Source organism: Akkermansia sp. NBRC 115031 (assembly GCF_030268505.1).
Lineage (GTDB): Bacteria > Verrucomicrobiota > Verrucomicrobiia > Verrucomicrobiales > Akkermansiaceae > Akkermansia > Akkermansia massiliensis.
Genome location: NZ_BSQU01000007.1, coordinates 140,440 through 156,895, shown reverse-complemented (window position 1 = coordinate 156,895; position 16,456 = coordinate 140,440). Strand labels below are relative to the sequence as shown.

The following is a 16,456-nucleotide window of genomic DNA, read 5'->3' as shown; positions in this document are numbered from 1 at the left end:
CGGCTCCTTCACGGTCTCATACCATACCAAAAAACCGAGGGAAGAAGGGTTTTCCATCTCACCTCGCCAGGTGCCTTTTCAGGGTATAATAAGCCCCCCGGCGTCCTTTGCGGGATGACATCAGGCGGGCACGCAGGGAAGAAAAGAAATTGCCCTGGAGGGGGTAGTCCAGCAGAAGGCGGCAGAACGCCTGGTCCCACCGGTCCAGCCGGGAGAGGGCTTTCTCCGCGCCCACCAGTTCCAGCCATTTTTTCCACCCGGACAGGAGGGTTTCTCGGTCTTCCGGCGACGCCTTGAAGAAGGCCCCTTCTTTCATGATGAAGTGCCTGCGGATGAATTCCATGTAGTAGTCCACCAGCCCGAAGACGGCGGGGGAATCCAGCAGGCCGTGCCGCTGCCAGAAACGGGCCACCCGGTCCATGCCCAGCAGGTCCATGCGGAAGTCGCCCAGCAGCAAGTCCCGTCCATACGTGGCGGAGCCGGGACGTTCCCTGCGGTAATGGTAAAAACGGTCCGACAGGGTCCGGAGCCGGGGTGCGAAGGGCAGCAGCATCAGCAGGAAGGCCAGATCCTCCCCTTCCTTCAAGCCCACCACAAAACGGAGGGAATGTTCTTCCACCAGGCTTCTGCGGACCAGTTTGTTGTACACGGGACCCACGCACCGGCACCAGGCGGAACCGCGGCGGAATTGCTCCACCCGTTCCTCCGGATAAAATTCATCATCCGGGGACCAGCCGCCCTCATGGACGGCCACACCGTCTTTTTCCACGAATTCCCGGCAACCGCACACCACGACGTCCGCATCATTCTTTTCAGCGGCGCCAAGCAGGCGCGAGAACATCCTCCGGTCCACCCGGTCATCCGGGTCCACAAAGCCCACGTATTTTCCCTCCGCGGCATCCAGCCCGGCATTCCTGGCCGCGGACACTCCGGCGTTGGACTGGCTGATAACCCGGAGGCGATTGTCTTTTTCCCGCCACCTGTACAGAAGCTCCAGCGTCCCGTCCGTGGAGCCGTCATCCACGCAGATGATTTCCATGGGACCCAGCGTCTGCTCCGCCAGGCCGGACATGCATTCGTCCACGTAGGGCGCTACGTTGTAACAGGGGACAATGACGGAAACGGCGGTTTTCATGATAATCCGGATAACAGGAGCTTAAGACGGTGGTACCGCCCTTTTCTTCCGCTGCATGCCGACATCAGGGTACTGTGAAGACGCGCGCCGGGACCGAGCTTTACCGGTTCCGCACCCAGCAGGCGGCAGAACGCGCGGTCCCACTTGTTCAGGCCTGCAAAGCCGGGCCCGATTTCCACGCCTTTCAACCATTTGCGGTAACGCGCCGCCAGTCCCCTGCGTTCCTCTTCATCCAGCCGCCGGAAGATTTCCTCTGCGGAGGTGACGTGAGCCAGCAGATAACGCTTCATGATATGGGCCAGCCAGCCCTTCCTGACGGCAGATTCCAGCCAGCCGATTTTTTCCCAGTAGGCAGTCACATATTCCAGACGGTCCATGTTCATGGAGTAAAACCATCCGTCCCGGTCCCAAACATCGGAAAGGGAACCGGCTCTTTTCCTGCGGTAAAAGTACAGTTGATCCGGAATGACCGCGAGCCGTGACGCGTGGGGAAGCGCCGTCAGCCAGAAAATGTCATCTTCCCCGCCGCGGAACCCCGGTTTCATGCGCAGGCCGTTTTCTTCAAAAAAGGAACGCCTGTACACCTTGTTCCATACCACCACGTCCATCCGGAGCCACACGGACTCACCGCTGAAACAGGATTTTTTGGCATCAGGTTCAAATCCGGGTTCCGGCGCGTGCCCGGCGTCTTCCATCACCGTGCCGTCTTCTTCGGAAAAGGAGGTATATCCGCAAGCCGCCACCTCCGCACCATGCCGCTGCGCGGTTTCCACCAGCCGGGCATACATGGAGGTATCCACGTAATCATCCGGATCCACAAAGCCGATGTATTCACCCGCCGCCGCATCCAGCCCCGCATTGCGCGCGGAAAAGGCGCCCCCGTTTTCCTGGTGAATCACCCGGATGCGGGCGTCCTTTTCAGCCCATCCGCGCAGCACGTCCGGCGTATCGTCCGTGGAGCCGTCGTTGACGCAGATGATTTCCAAGTCTTCCCAGGTCTGCCGGACCAGGCTTTCCAGGCATTCATCCAGATAAGGAGCAACGTTGTAGCAGGGCAAAATAATGGAAACAGTACCATCCATAGAGAAATCGGGAGTATCATTCAGTTTTTCATGGGAAAAACCAGCGGAAACCATGATTCATGATGCCCGCGCCTTTTCCCGCAACGGCTACCTTACTTCAACACGGGCGTTCCCGCAAGCCCCAACGATGCGCAGAATGTTAAGAACCAGTCCGCCGGGAAGCTATTTCCCACCGCCGCAAGAGGAAAGCTTCCCTTTAAGCCTGTAGTAACGTCCCCGCCGTCCGCGGCAGCGGGAGAGAAGCTTCCACCACGCACGGGACAGGAAGCCGGGATGTTCCGGCGGAGAAGCCAGCATCCGGCACAGCGCAAAGTCCCATTTGCCGAGAGTCCGGAACGCCTCCGCTTCCCCCGCCAGGGCAAACCATTCCCGGCATTTGCCGCGCAGGCGCCTCCATTCCTCTTCACTCAACTGCGGCAGGGGCTGCCCCGGATTCAGCAGCCGGACCAGAAGATAATGCCTCAGAGCCCGGAGTACCCAGCCGCGCTCCAGGCCGGATTCCAGCCAGCCGCATTTTTTCCAATACTCCGTAGCATGCAGCAGCCGTTCCGCCACCAGCAGGAGGGGACGTTCCTGCGCTTCCAGCATCTGGGAGACGGAACCGCGCCTCCGGCGGCGGTACCAGTACAGACGGTCCGGAATGACGGCCAGGCAGGAGGCATGAGCCAGCGCCATCAGCCATAACACGTCGTCCTCCATGGACCGGAACGAGGTTTCAAAACGCAGGCCGTGCCGGTTCAGAAAATCCCTCCGGTACAGTTTGTTGCACGTCACCACGTCCATCCGCTCCCAAACGGAACCCGCGCGGGCCATACTTGACTGCACTTCCTTTTCCACGCCCGCAGCGGGGGACCAGCTCAATTCCTCCAGCACGGAACCGTCACCGTCGGAAAAACTGGTGTAACCGCAAGCCGTGACGTCCGCGCCATGCCTGCGGGATTCCTCCACCAGACGGGCAAACATGGCATGCTCCACATAGTCGTCCGGGTCCACAAAGCCCACATATTCACCCGCAGCCGTATCCATCCCGACGTTGCGCGCGGAGGCCTGCCCTCCATTTTCACGGTGAATGACGCGGATGCGGCCATCCCTCCGCGCCCACGCATCCAGAAGCGCCGGGGTAGCGTCCGTGGAACCGTCGTTCACACAGATGATTTCAAGGTCCTGCAAGCTCTGGTTCACCAGGCTTTCCAGGCACTCCTCCACATACGGAGCTACGTTATAACAGGGAACGACGATGGAAACGGACATGGGGCGTCAGGAATGGTTTTTTTCTCCGGCGGAAGCCAGGAGCAAGCGAAGAGCGGAATAGCGCCCTCGGCGCCCCCTGCGGAGGGAAAGACGCTTCCACCAGCGGCGGCGCAGCCAGCCGGGACGTTCCGCAGGCTGTTCCAGCAGGCGGCAGAAGGACTTTTCCCATTTGTCCAGGCCCCGCAACCGGTCCGCCCCTCCCACCAGGGAGAACCATTCCCGGAATTTTCCGTGCAGCCGGGCCCATTCCTCCGCATTCAGGCGCGGAAGCGGCTTGTGCGCCGGCACCAGATGCACCAGCAGGTAGTACCACAGGGCGTGCAGAACCCAGCCGCGTTCCAGGCCGGATTCCAGCCAGCCGCATTTTTTCCAGTACGCCGTGGCATATAGAAGGCGGTCCGCCACAAGAGGCAGCGGACAACCTTCTTCCTCCCATGGCAGGGAAATAGCCCCTTCTCTCTGGCGGCGGTACCAATAGAGCCGGTCCGGAATGACCGCCAGACGGGAGGCGTGGGCCAGCACCATCAGCCAGAAGGCATCGTCCTCTCCCTGCCTGAAGCGGGGCTCAAAGCGGAGGCCGTTCCTTTCCAGGAATTCCCTCTTGAAAAGCTTGTTCCATGCCACGGCGGCCATCCTTCTCCATACGGCATTTTCCTGAAAAACGCATGCCTGTACATTCTCTTCCACTCCTTCTTCCGGTGACAGGCTCCATTTTTCCAGTATGGAACCGTCACGGTCGGAAAAACCGGTATAGCCGCAGGCCGTCACATCCGCATCACTCCTGCGGGCTTTTTCCAGCAGGCGGCCATACATGGAGTGTTCCACGTAATCATCCGGGTCCACAAAGCCGATATATTCCCCGCCAGCCAGGGCCATGCCGGTATTGCGCGCCGCAGAAAGGCCGCCGTTTTCCCGGTCCACCACCCGGATGCGGCCATCCCTTTCAGCCCATGCGCGCAGGATGGCTGGGGTATCGTCCCCGGAACCGTCATTCACGCAAATGATCTCAAGGTCCCCCAGCGTCTGGAGAGTTAGGCTTTCCATGCATTTATCCAGATAAGGAGCTACATTATAACAGGGGACGATGATGGAAACAGCCGCGCTCATACCAAGAAAACCCTATGTAAACGGATTTCAAATCCGGGGTCAAGGGCCGATTTTCATACCAAGGAGCTTACGTTGCATGGTCCTTCCTCGATGGGAAACCGTTTTCCCCCGGAAAAAGCCTTTCGGAATTACGCAACGGAAACCTGGATCGCGGCAAGCCTCTCAGCCGTTGAAATGCATGCATTCCGTCAGGACGCACTGGCTTTCAGGAAAGAGAGTTCGCTGCCTCCCGGTTTGGCTTCCGGAAGCCGCAAGCGTTTACGGCACTCCAAACGGTACGGAAATCATTCCATATTAATCCATGACGGATTTGAAATTCGTATGATGCCCAAACAAAATATGAGCGTTTTCACCGCCGGGAATGTCCCATGCAGAGAATAACGGAACGCCGGAACAGGGATGCCCGTTTCCCCTGTTTCAACAGCTCTTCCGGAATTCATCTCCGCCATGAAAAACAAGACCTTTCTCCCAACTATCTTTATACCGGAATTCCCGGCAGGCACCGGAAACGCTTTCAGCTTTTCCCATTCTTCTTCATGACCTGTTGAATTCCTTTTATGCCGACTATCTCTCCCTTATCCGGCATGGCGGAACCTCCCGTTTCCGTCATGTTCGCCGTCACTTCCTCCTGGCTCATCCCGCTGGCCGTGGCGATACGCTCCCTTTGCGTGCATTCCGATCCGCGGCGGAATTATGAACTCCATATCGTTCATCATGGATTGGAGGAAGAGCAGATGAAGGAACTGGGAAAAGCCGTTTCCGGCTGTCCCCGCGTCTCGCTGGGGTTTTGCAGGCTTCCGGAGAGGCTGCTTCGCATTCTGCAGCACAGGGATTGCGGACGGTTCTCCCCTCTCACGTATGGACGCCTGCTGGCCGCCGCCCTGTTCCCCCGGCACGACAGGGTGGTTTACCTGGACGTGGACGTGCTGCTGAATGGAGACGTGGCCGAACTTTACGATGCGGACCTGCACGGCGCGCCGATAGGCGCCGTCCGGGACTGCGCCGTCCTGCAAAGCATCAGTACGGGCCGCCTTCCCGACCATCTGGAATACATCAGCGGCATGGGGGTAACGAATCCGCGCCTGTACTGCAATACCGGGGTCATGGTCATGGACCTGGTCCAGATGAGGGAGCAGGAAACGGAAGACAGGCTGCTGAGGCTGCTTGAGGCCCATCCGGATTCCTTTCCGTACGTGGACCAGGACATTATCAACATTGTCTTTCACGGCCGCATTGCTCCGCTGCCCCTCCGCTGGAATTACCACTTCCAGTTTGAGCTGCACCATGCGGGAATGGCGGACCTCATCTCCGGCACCGAGTTTGAAGAAGCCCCGGCCCTGTTTGAAAGCCGTTCCTGGAAGCTTTTCCACCTGGTGGGTGATTACAAGCCGTGGCTGCCGCCGGATATGGAAAAAATCTACCACCGCCTGTATCTCGCCCTCTGGTGGCCCCTTGCCCGGCAAACTCCGGCTTTCCGCAGGGAGCTGCGCGCCCTGTACCGGCAATTCACGCGCGCCTTCCGTTCCCGGCTGCGCCACCACCAATGGAGCCTCCCCGTCTCTCCGGGCCGGAATTTCCGGAAACGCCGGGAGAAAATCAAAACCCTTCAACGCCAACTGGCCGTGTTTGACGGCTCATGGCCCTGATTCCATCCCATCCTTTAACATCATGCCCTCCTCCCTTTCCACCGCACCGCCCGCAGCCTTCCATGCTGCCGCTGCGCCTCCTGCCATAGACGTCATGTTTGCCGTCACCTCCGCCTGGACCGTGTGCCTGGCCGTCACCCTGCATTCCCTGGCACGCCATTCCAACCCGGAACGGAACTACAGGCTGTGGGTGGTCCATGACGGGCTGGAAGAAGAAAACATGCAGGAACTGGACAAGGCCGTTTCCGGTTATCCGAACGCAACCCTTCAGTTCATGACCATTCCCGGCAAGCTGGAACAGATGCTGCGCCGGAGGGACGTGAAACGCTTTTCCGCCCTGGCCTACGCGCGCCTGCTGGCACCCAGCCTGTTCCCCCGGCATTCCCGGATTGTCTATCTAGATGCGGATACGGTCCTGTATGCGGACGTAGCGGAGCTTTACGATACGGACCTCTGCGGGGCGGCCGTGGGCGCCGTACGGGATACGGCGGTGCTGAGCAGCCTGGTAGCGGGGTATCCGCGGCGCCAGCTCCGGAAACTTCAACCTTTGGGCCTGCACGATCCCTTCCACTATTTCAACTCCGGCGTGCTGGTCCTGGACCTGGACCGAATGAGGGAGGAGGATGCGGAAGTCCGCCTGCTCCACGTCATTGAAGAACACAATGAGCTCCTGGAACATCCGGACCAGGACGCGCTGAATATCGTCTTCCACCGGCAGATTTTTCCGCTGCCTGTTGAATGGAACTACCATTTCCAATTTGAACTGGGGAAAAACGGACTGGAAGAGGCCTGCGCAGGCACGGAATTCGCCGGGGTTTCCAACATCCACGCCACCTGCTCCTGGAAGCTTTTCCACATGATCGGCTCCAAAAAGCCCTGGCTGTTCCCGGAAAAATCAGAGGAATACATCGTGTCTGCGTCCGTCTGGTGGAAGCCGGCCATGGAAACGGCCTCCCTTCGGCCCCATCTGTCCCAATTGCTGGAGGAATTCACGCAATGGACGCGACGGCAATTGCGCCACAATCAATGGCACCTGCCGTTCTCCTTCGGGAACGGCTTCCGGAAACGCAAGACCAGAATCAACCTGCTGAAACGCCTGCTGCGCGTCTTTGAAGGCGTATAGCCCCGCCGGCGGCAACAGGCGTTCGAGAAGAGCCGCAGTCTCCAATCACTCCGGCAGTATGATGATTTCCCCCGTTTTAGGTTCCCGGTCTTTCAGAGCCGGATTCAGGCGGATAATTTCCCCGGCGCGCTTTCCGTCCTTCAACCGGCTTTCAGCGATGGACGCCCGGGTTTCCCCGGCCTTCACCTGGTAATCCCGAGCTCCTTCTGCCGGGCACGCCTGTACGTACGCCATTTTCCCCACATTCACCACCTGGTCCCGGCCATTCAGGCGGAATACCAGCGTTTTCCGCTTTTCCTGCGGACGGCCGTAATCCGTGTACACTTCCGCGTACAGGGTAACGGGAGCCAGCATTTTCTGCGACCGGGTGCCGTAATAATGCGTCTGGACCAGATAGGGACCGGGAAGAGCCTTGCGCACCAGGTATTCTTCCGGCCCGTAGCCCTGCGTCACGTCACGGGACAAATGGCCGCCATGAGTGGTCAGCCGATGGGAGTAATAGCATTTTTCTCCGGTGATGTCCGTGACCCAAAGGTCCATGTCAGACGCATCCGTGTCCCAGTTGATGACCACGCGCAAATCAGCCTCCACCGGCTGGAGAAAGGCAGGGTCCAGCCCCCCGGTATCCAGCTTCATTCCCACCGCCCTGCTCCGGGAAACAAGCCGGTTCAGTTCCACCAGCACAATCTGCTCCACGCCGGTGAAGCGGCGCGGCATCGGGCGTTCCAGCACCTCCCGGTACATGTCGAACGCCTTTTGGGCTTCCCCCAGTTCATCCAGCACCAGCGCCAGATCCCGGTAGGACTGGGGTTCTTCCGGAAACAGCGTTTTTACGGTTTCAAAAATGAACCTGGCTTGCCGGAGTTCTCCCATGTAACGCAGCTTGTAGCCCAGCATGCGCAGCAGGGAACGGTTTTCCAGTTCCAGCTCCGCCAGGTTGGACAGAATCTGGACAGCCAGCGCCTTGTCCCCCTTCCCGGCAAACCAGTCAGAGCAGTCCATGTAAAAACCGGGGCTGTCCCCATACTTTTCCTTGAGTTTCATATAGACCGCAAAAGGCCGGTCAGCCGCATCCAGAGCCGCCAGATACGGAGCCTTGGAGTCCCACGCCTTCACGTTTATGACGGGGGAAGAACCGGCATCCTGTTCCCGCGCCTTTAGTCCATTTAATGTTTCTCCCCCTCCCAGGAACAGGGACCCTACCACCTTTTGATTTTCCGGAGCGGAATTCTCGTTCCCCAGCAGATCCGGGGAGGCGGAGTCCGGAGAACTCCCGGCTTCTGCATTAAAACTTCCGGACGCCCTGATGACAGCACCGGAATCTCCGGATATATTGTTACCTTGAACTATAACAGGCGCCGGAGCGGATTCCCCCGAATTTTCTTCCTCCGGAGAGGATCCGGCCGGACGCTCCCAGAGAGAATCCACTTCCGCCAGCATGGCGCTTCTTCTTTCATCATAAGCGGCGGAGTAATAGGCAGTTTTTCTGCGGGCCACAGTCTCCGCACCCCTTCTTGCCGAAACATTTTCCGGAGCCTTTTCCAATATCCTGTTAAACAGGGAAAGGGCCTTATCGTAATCCCCAAGGTCATAAAAGCCGTAGGCCAGGCGGAGGCTTCCCGCTATGTCCGCAGGCTCCCTGTCCAGTTCCCTGTTCAAGTTTGCTCTTGCCTCAGCCAGCTCCCTGTCACGGGCAGCGTTTTCCCCAGAGGTTTTTTCAGCCTGTGCTTCTTTTTCCCGGAGGCGCCTTTCCATGACCGTGACGCCCTTCAAGGCCGTCCGGTTATTACGCTCATCCTTCAATACTTTCCGGTAGATTTCCAGCGCCTCCCGGTCATTGCCCCGGCACGTATGAATCAAGGCCTGTTTCAACCGGTCATCTTTCAAGACACTTTCCATCTCTTCCGGATTGAAAAATTCCTTTGCGTACCATTTCTGCATTTCTTTCCAGGAAGCAAGGCACGCTTTCAAGCGGTTTAATCTTGCGGTCTCTTCAGCCATGTCCTCCTTCCGTTCGCGTTTCAGCATCCTCTTGTCATATTCCGCCCGCAATTCTGAAGCGGAAGCGGGAGGACGCACACCATATTTCAGGTATTGCTCCAGGGAGTCCAGCACCAGCAGAGAGGTACCGAGCGTCACGATTCCATATTCCATTCCCAGGTTCCCCACAGCTTCATCCCTAACGGCAGAGGGTGGACGGCAGAGAAGTTCCTGGAGCCTTGCCTGGGCATACAAGGCCCTCAGCATGGTTCCGGGCGTCCCCCCGGAGGCATCCGCCGCCACGGGAATTTCCACTCCGGCAACCTCCACCGTCCCGCGGTAGGAACCCGGCTCCAGTTCCGCCAGCAAAAGGACGGAATCCGATGGCATTCCAGGAATTTCATACCTTGAAAACGTCCTCCAGGGCATATTCCCCCTGTCAATAATGTATCGGATGGAAATTTCTCCCCTGACGAGGCGCTCCATCGCCTGCTCCGCCGTTTGACTGGCCAGGTCGATCACAGGAATGCCCATCCGGATGAACGTATTCGCATCCTTGCGCGGTGTCACCATCAGGGCGAAGGTTTTAGCGGAGCTAGTCCCCCGCTTTTCCGGCACGGAGCTGAAATTGATAAATCCATCACTGACAACCAGGCAGTCCGACGCCCCGGAACAAGCGCTCAGCTTTTCCCGAACAGCGCTCCAGTCACACGTGGCCCCGTCATAGTCCAGAGCCAGCAGTTCGCGGGCCAGCTCGTCCAGATTGTCCGGAGCGACCTCGAACGTTTTTGAAGGCATGATCCGGTCCCGGAAAACAGTCAGGTTGATGCGGGTTTGCCGCCCCTGCGTTCTGCCGCAAGCAAGATATCGTTTCAGAAAATCCAGGAATTTCCGGACATCCGCTCCTTTCATGGAACCGGAAGCGTCCCAAAGCAGCTCTATCGTGGGCGCGGCTTCCACGCCGCTCTTTCCGTCCGTCCGCTCAGGCCGGGGAATAATCACGGCGGCATAGTCCCTGCCGTCAAAGGACTCCACAAATACCTTCGCTCTCCCCGCATCTTTTCCCTGCGCACGCGGCAGGGAGATGAACAGGTCTTCCGTCAGGGACAGACCCTTCCATTCCTTTTCCGCCAGGAAGGCGCTGCGCCAATCCTTGAATTCCACGTTGTCTAGCGGGGAGGAAACGACAACGGGCTTCCGGCCGGCGAACACTTCCACCCTCAGCTTGAGGGAATCCAGTTTCTCCTTGAAATTCATCGGAAGCTGCAGGGACGGCGCTCCTGCGGCATCCACGGGAAGAACCGTGGAATAGCGCAGCCGCACAGTGCGGGTTCCTCCCGCAGGAATGGGATATACGCGCGTCTTGAACATGTTGCCGCCGGACCATTCCACCAGTCCGGGATCAACCTGTTTGCGCACCTCTTCTTCAAACGCCACGCGCGCCTTTTGCCTGGGTACCGGCACGCCATCCACCATGCGGCCGTTGATGTCCAGCGCATACCCCTGTACGATGGCTCCAGCCGGGAGAGGGTACACCAATTCCCCTTCCATCACACGCGTGTTGGGGTTGTGAAAAACCAGCGTCACTTCCGTTTCCGCCAGGAAATCCATCACGCGAGACTTGATTTCCGCCCGGGAAATGGAAACGGGGCTCTCATCCGCGCGGCATTCCACTTTCATGGAAGGAGGAGGGAGAACAACGGAACGCAAGGAAGCCGTCTGGGCCAGAGAAACGCAGCAGGCAAGAATGCACAGGCAGAGAGAATATGTAAATTTCATCATTCTAGGGGGGGTGGGGAGAGATGGAAAAAGGCGGGCTTTCCCATCTCCCTCCCTTCCTACCACAAGGCACAGTCCAGGGCAAACTATTTGTTGTAAACGGCTCCCGCATGATTGCCCGCAAAAGGGCCAATCCCCCGGGAGGAAAGGAATCTGCCCTTCCCCGTTCAAAAGTGGAACCTGACGGCGGCAAACCAGGTCCATCCGCTGAAGCACCTGGCGCCTTCCGGCGCTCCGCTGGTCGTCGTATATTCCCCCCCTGCCATCAATTTCAGCATGTCCGGGTCTTCCGGGAAAAAATAATAATTCAGGCCGAAGTAAAAGGAGTTCATCGTGCTGACCCATTTGGGATAGGTGGTCACCGCGGGAACATAGCGGGCGTACATTTTCACGGCGTCCCGCCCATGGGAGAGCTGGTAGCGGAACACGCCTTCCAGATGCGGGGAAAACCTGTAGGAAGGCAATACCGCCAGGCCGTAAACATTCTCTCCCAGAGAGGTCCCCACCACGCGGAAGCCGGACATGAGTTCCGTCACCATGGAAAATTTCCCCCGGGACATGACCCAGTCCACCGCCGCCACATCCCGGGCGCCAAGCCCGGAGTAATAGGAATCCTCCGGCAGGGAGCGCCCCGCGTAATGGGTGAAGTTGTGGGCATACGTCAGCCAGACGCGGCTTTTCTCCCCCGGCAGAAAGCCGCGGGCGTCCAGATGGACGGAGGCCTTGGCAAAGGCATTGTCCGCCGTATTAAACCTGATTTCATGCGCCAGGCTGTCGCTGGTGTCGTTCAGGAAGACGGAAGCCTCCCACCCCACGGGCACGTCCTGCCGCGGGTTTTCCAGCACAACGCCCCAACTGGAGATGGTCCCGAGCTGGTTGACCAGGTCGGACCGTTCTAGGGTCTTGAGTTCACTGGCCGTCTCCCGGAATTCCGCCGTCATCTTGGAGGTGATTTTCCCGACGCGCGCAAAGAAGGAGGGATTGACCTTGTATTTCAGGTAGAGTTCAAAGATGCTCCAGTCCGTCTTCGTTCTTCTCCAGCGGCCATCCTCCACCTTGTACATGCCGTCCAGCTCCCCCATGTTGGTCAAACTGTGCAGCGTCAGGCGGTTTTTGAAGAAAACGGCTTCAAACCCTATCTGGAGCCTCCGCCATTCGTTTTCCCTGCCATGAGAGCCCTTGCGGAACCGGTTGGCTCCGGAAGGGGAGACCTGAGCCCCCTGGTACTGCCCCGTCAGCAGCAGCTTGAACTGGTTCAGGAACTCCGCGTCCTTGTTGTCATAGAGATAGGGCATCTTCTTCAGACGGGAGTACAAGCCATCCTCCGCCGGATGGGAAGGAGCCCTTACGGAGGCTCCGGGGCCCGCAGGCCCGGACGCCTGCCATGCCGAACCTTCCGCCCATACAGAGCCGTACCCCCCAGCCAGCGCGATCAGGAAAAAACAGCATACGCGGGCAAACATGTCTCATGAAAAGACATGTTCCGGACCGCTACGTGTTGAAGGTATGCCGGAGGATGCCACGCATGCGGCCCAATGCTCCGGACCGGGTTAATGCGGCGTGTGGGGCTCCAGCATCTGCTGGCGTTCCCGTTCCTTGTCCTTGGCCAGGCGGCGGGCCTCCTTGGTCAGGTACTGCTGCAAACGGAAGGCTTTCTGGCCCTTTTTCCGAACGACGTGCTCGGAAGTGCCGTCAGGCAAAATATTGCAGGCCTGCACGTTGTCCCTGAAACAGGCGTCCAGGATGGATTTGAGGCGGCGCGCCAGCTTCCCGTTGGTGACGGGCACCATGAGCTCCACCCTCTTGTCCAGATTGCGGGTCATCCAGTCCGCGCTGGCGATGAAGAGCTGGTGATTGCCGCCGTGGTGGAAGAAGAAGATGCGCGCGTGCTCCAGATAGCGGTCCACAATGCTGACCACGCGGATCACCTTGCCGTTGGGCCGGGGGCCCGTTTTCAGGCAGCAGATGCCGCGCACGTTCAGTTCAATGTCCACCCCGGCGTCCGCGGCCCTGTACAGGGCGTCAATGATTTCCACATCCTGAAGGCTGTTCATCTTGGCGGAGATGCGAGCCGGTTCCCCCTGCCGCGCGCGCTCCGCCTCCCCTTCAATGAGTTCAATGAGGCGCGCCTTCATCAACACCGGGGAGGGGTACAGCTTGCGGAAGCGCATGAGCTTGGTGCGTCCCGTTACGGAGTTGAAGAACTGGGAGGCGTCTGCCCCCAGCTGGTCGTCGCAGGTGAGGTAGGAAATGTCCGTGTAAATCTTGGCGGTTGTTTCATTGTAGTTTCCCGTGCCGAAGTGGCAGTAACGCCGCAGCATGCCCTGCTCCCGGCGCACCACCAGGCATATCTTGGCATGGGTTTTCAGGCCCTTGACGCCGTAGACCACCTGCACGCCGGAACGCTGCAGTTCCTCCGCCTTTTCCAGGTTGCGGGCTTCGTCAAACCGGGCTTTCAGTTCCACCAGCGCCGTCACCTGCTTGCCGCTTTCCGCCGCCTTTTTCAAGGCGGCTACGATGCGGGAGTTTTTGGCGGTCCGGTACAGGACCTGCTTGATGGCGATGACGTCCGGGTCTTCCGCGGCTTCCTCCACCAGGCGCAGGACGGGTTCAAAGCTTTCATAGGGATGGTTGAGCAGGATGTCCCCGTTGGCGATGTTTTCAAAGATGCTGACGGCAGGGTCCACGGAGGGTGACGGCTGCGGGGACCATTGCTCCACTTTCAATTGGTCATTGCCGGGGGCAAAGGCCATTTCCATGAAGTCGGAAAGCATTAGGGGGCCCTTGAGGTCATACGTTTCCTCCTTCCCCGCGCCGACGATCTGCATGATCCTGTCATGCAGGGGGACGGGAGCGGAGGATTCTATTTCCAGCCTCACGCATTCGGAGAATTTGCGGGCCACAAGCACTTCCTCCATTTCATCCGCCAGGTCCAGGGCGTCCTCCTCCTGCACGGCAATGTCCCCATTGCGCGTGACGCGGAATACCGCGGCGGAGAGAACGGTTTCACCGGGAAAAACGGTGCCGATGCATTCCCGGACCAAGTCCTCCAGCATCACGTAGCGTTCCGTTTCCGCGGAAGGGACGGGCACGCGCCGCGGCAGGCCGTCCGGCAGGGCCACCACGCTGGCGCGGACCTCCCCGGTTTCATTGTCCCGCAGTTCCACGCCCATGAGCAGCTTGAGGGACGGCAGCGCGGGAGCCTCCGGCGCATCCATGTCCAGCGGCGTCAGCAACGGGAATATCTGGTTGTTGAAGTATTGCTCCAGCGTCAGCTTCTGGGAAGTGCTGAGGTCCTCCATGGCCAGCGGATTGATGCCGTTGATTTCCATCCACGGCAGGATTTCTTCATGAAACAGGCGGTACTGGTCCTCAATCATGCGGCCCACGCGGGTGCGGATGTCCTTGAGCTGGCGGGTTGGGGTCAGCCCGGAAATGTCCTTCACGCGGGAGCCGGAATGCCGCAGCATCTGGAGGCCGCCCACGCGCACCATGAAGAACTCGTCCAGGTTGGAGGCGGTAATAGCCAGGAACTTCAGGCGTTCCAGCAGGGGAAGGTCCGTTCTCACGGCCTGGTCCAGCACGCGCTGATTGAATTCCAGCCAGGAGAGCTCTCTGTTGATGTATTCGTTAGACATGGAGAAAATAAGGGATGGAAGTTTCTTGAATCGGCCTACCGCTGGGGCACCAGCACGACGTCATAACCGAAGATGTCCGCAAACAGGTCGCCCTTCAGCCGCAGCGCCAGGTCTTCCACGGCGGTTTCACGCACGCCCTGGAGCTCCAGCTCCAGCATCCGGCCCCGGATGCGCGCCCGGACGCCGTTCACGCGCTGGGCATGGCCGCGTTCCAGGGCGTCCGCCACGCGCAGGATGGCAGCCATCTTGGCTACGCGCATGCGGTCCGTCAGCTCCAGCTCCCCGTACATGGGGTCGGAATTGGCGGGCACCTCATGCCGGTGGTAGCGGGCCAGCAGGGCGATCGTTTCCACGTCGTCCCGGGAAAGGCCGAAGATTTCACTGTTCAGGATGATGTACTGGGAATGGAGCTGGTGGTCCTGCTGGCTGATGAAAGACCCCACCTCATGCAGGATGGAGGCCACCTCCAGCAGCAGCCGGTCGTGCTCGGAAAGGCGGTGCAGGTCCTGGAGCTGGTCAAACATTTCCATGCACAGGCGCGCCACATGCTCGCGGTGCCCCTTGTCCGCCTTGTACCTGTCCGCCAGAATCCCGGCGAAGTGGAGCACCTCCGCCTCCAGGTCCCCCGGATGCTGTTCCGCCCGGATCAGGCTGCTTGAGAATTCCTCGTCATAGCCGCTTCCGGGGATGATCACGTCATTCAGGTTCAGGCTGCGGGCAATCATCTCCGTCATCAGCACGGCGGGCAGAAGGGAATCCACCCCGGCAAAGTCCGCCCCGTAAACGTTCATGCGCTGCTCCAGGGTGGTGCGGGACATCCGTTCCGCTTCCGCCACCAGGGCGGAACACGCCACCTTGCCTTCCGGCGTGGGGTCCAGGCGGTCACGGAGCTGTTGCATCTCCTGGCCGATGACGATGAGCCCAGCGAGGCCCTTGACGCCGCCGTAATCCAGGCAAATCTGGTCCACCTGCCCGCGCATGTGCTCCCGCAGCAGGGAAAGTTCCGCCACATCGTCCCCGTATTCTATTTCTCCGACGGCCTCGCCCGTGCGGTGCGTCCCCAGCCGGTAGCAGGAATAGCGCACGATGCGCCCCTTCTGGAACAGGAGCACGCGGGTATTGCCCGGCCCCGTATGGACCACGAGCACCTTTTTCTTGCTGAATCCCGGGTATTGCGCCAGCGTTTCCTGCACCTTCACGTAAATGAGGCGCGTCATTTTGCCGTCGTCAATCCGGCGTCCCCGCAGGCCGTGGGCCACGTGCATGCGGTTGACGAACACGTCCACATTGTCCGCCTCGGAAATGATGTTGGAGATCATGAGCCGGACGGAAAGCCTGCTGCCGGTTCCGTATTCCTTGAGAATTTCCAGATAGTCTCCGATGATTTGCACGCAGCGGTCCATGGTATGCCGGGAAATGCGGTGGAAACGGAAGATGTCCCGCGCCATGGGCACGGGCTGCTGGAGAAAGTCCAGCAGGCGAATCCTGTCCTGAACCACCTCAGCCACCATCAGGCTCATGGAGCCCGGCCCCAGGTAGATCACCGCCTGCGTTGATAATTCCGAATCCTGAACCTGCTCGCCTTGAATCATTGCCATACCATGTATTGTTTCCCAGCCGTGGAGCAAGAATGGCGGCGTGACAAAAGCGCCATCCCCGCCCGTTCCAGCAAGGGGCAGAATAAGGAATTTGCCTTTTGACGGCAAGAGATAAGC

General features: G+C 59.3%; 10 protein-coding genes. 2 read left to right on the top strand and 8 right to left on the bottom strand.

The features are described from left to right. Positions 1-58: 58 nt before the first annotated feature. The 4 genes from QSJ36_RS10500 to QSJ36_RS10485 form a co-directional block, all read right to left on the bottom strand. Positions 59-1,135: a glycosyltransferase gene (locus QSJ36_RS10500; RefSeq protein WP_102721114.1), complete on the bottom strand. Its 1,077-nt coding sequence runs from the start codon at positions 1,133-1,135 to the stop codon at positions 59-61. Next, positions 1,132-2,217 (bottom strand): glycosyltransferase, encoded by a 1,086-nt coding sequence (locus tag QSJ36_RS10495; RefSeq protein ID WP_285468640.1) that lies wholly within the window; start codon positions 2,215-2,217, stop codon positions 1,132-1,134. Before QSJ36_RS10495 ends, QSJ36_RS10500 begins: the two co-directional genes overlap by 4 nt. 162 nt (positions 2,218-2,379) lie before the next feature. Beyond that, complete coding sequence (locus tag QSJ36_RS10490) at positions 2,380-3,468, bottom strand: glycosyltransferase family 2 protein (RefSeq protein ID WP_285468639.1); 1,089 nt, start codon at positions 3,466-3,468, stop codon at positions 2,380-2,382. A 6-nt stretch (positions 3,469-3,474) separates the two neighbouring features. Then, positions 3,475-4,575, bottom strand: coding sequence for a glycosyltransferase (locus QSJ36_RS10485; RefSeq protein WP_285468638.1), 1,101 nt, complete (start codon positions 4,573-4,575; stop codon positions 3,475-3,477). Between the two features lie 557 nt (positions 4,576-5,132). Between QSJ36_RS10485 and QSJ36_RS10480 the strand changes: the two genes are divergently transcribed. Together QSJ36_RS10480 and QSJ36_RS10475 are read left to right on the top strand one after the other, a co-directional pair. Further along, on the top strand, positions 5,133-6,221 hold the full coding sequence (locus tag QSJ36_RS10480; protein WP_250715917.1) for a glycosyltransferase family 8 protein: 1,089 nt from the start codon (positions 5,133-5,135) through the stop codon (positions 6,219-6,221). 22 nt (positions 6,222-6,243) lie between these two features. Further along, entirely contained in the window at positions 6,244-7,344 is a 1,101-nt protein-coding gene (locus tag QSJ36_RS10475) for a glycosyltransferase family 8 protein (protein ID WP_285468637.1), read from the top strand. 45 nt (positions 7,345-7,389) lie between these two features. On the opposite strand, the gene QSJ36_RS10470 is transcribed toward QSJ36_RS10475, so the two are convergent. The 4 genes from QSJ36_RS10470 to QSJ36_RS10455 form a co-directional block, all read right to left on the bottom strand. Next, positions 7,390-11,106: a VIT domain-containing protein gene (locus QSJ36_RS10470; protein ID WP_285468636.1), complete on the bottom strand. Its 3,717-nt coding sequence runs from the start codon at positions 11,104-11,106 to the stop codon at positions 7,390-7,392. A 164-nt stretch (positions 11,107-11,270) separates the two neighbouring features. Further along, the gene (locus QSJ36_RS10465; RefSeq protein ID WP_022396886.1) at positions 11,271-12,566 is read right to left on the bottom strand and encodes a hypothetical protein; all 1,296 of its coding nucleotides are present in this window, start codon (positions 12,564-12,566) and stop codon (positions 11,271-11,273) included. Positions 12,567-12,653: 87 nt separating this feature from the next. After that, positions 12,654-14,741 (bottom strand): polyphosphate kinase 1, encoded by a 2,088-nt coding sequence (gene ppk1 / locus QSJ36_RS10460; RefSeq protein WP_046434442.1) that lies wholly within the window; start codon positions 14,739-14,741, stop codon positions 12,654-12,656. A 35-nt stretch (positions 14,742-14,776) separates the two neighbouring features. After that, on the bottom strand, positions 14,777-16,339 hold the full coding sequence (locus QSJ36_RS10455) for an HD domain-containing protein (protein ID WP_102730837.1): 1,563 nt from the start codon (positions 16,337-16,339) through the stop codon (positions 14,777-14,779). Positions 16,340-16,456: the final 117 nt, after the last annotated feature.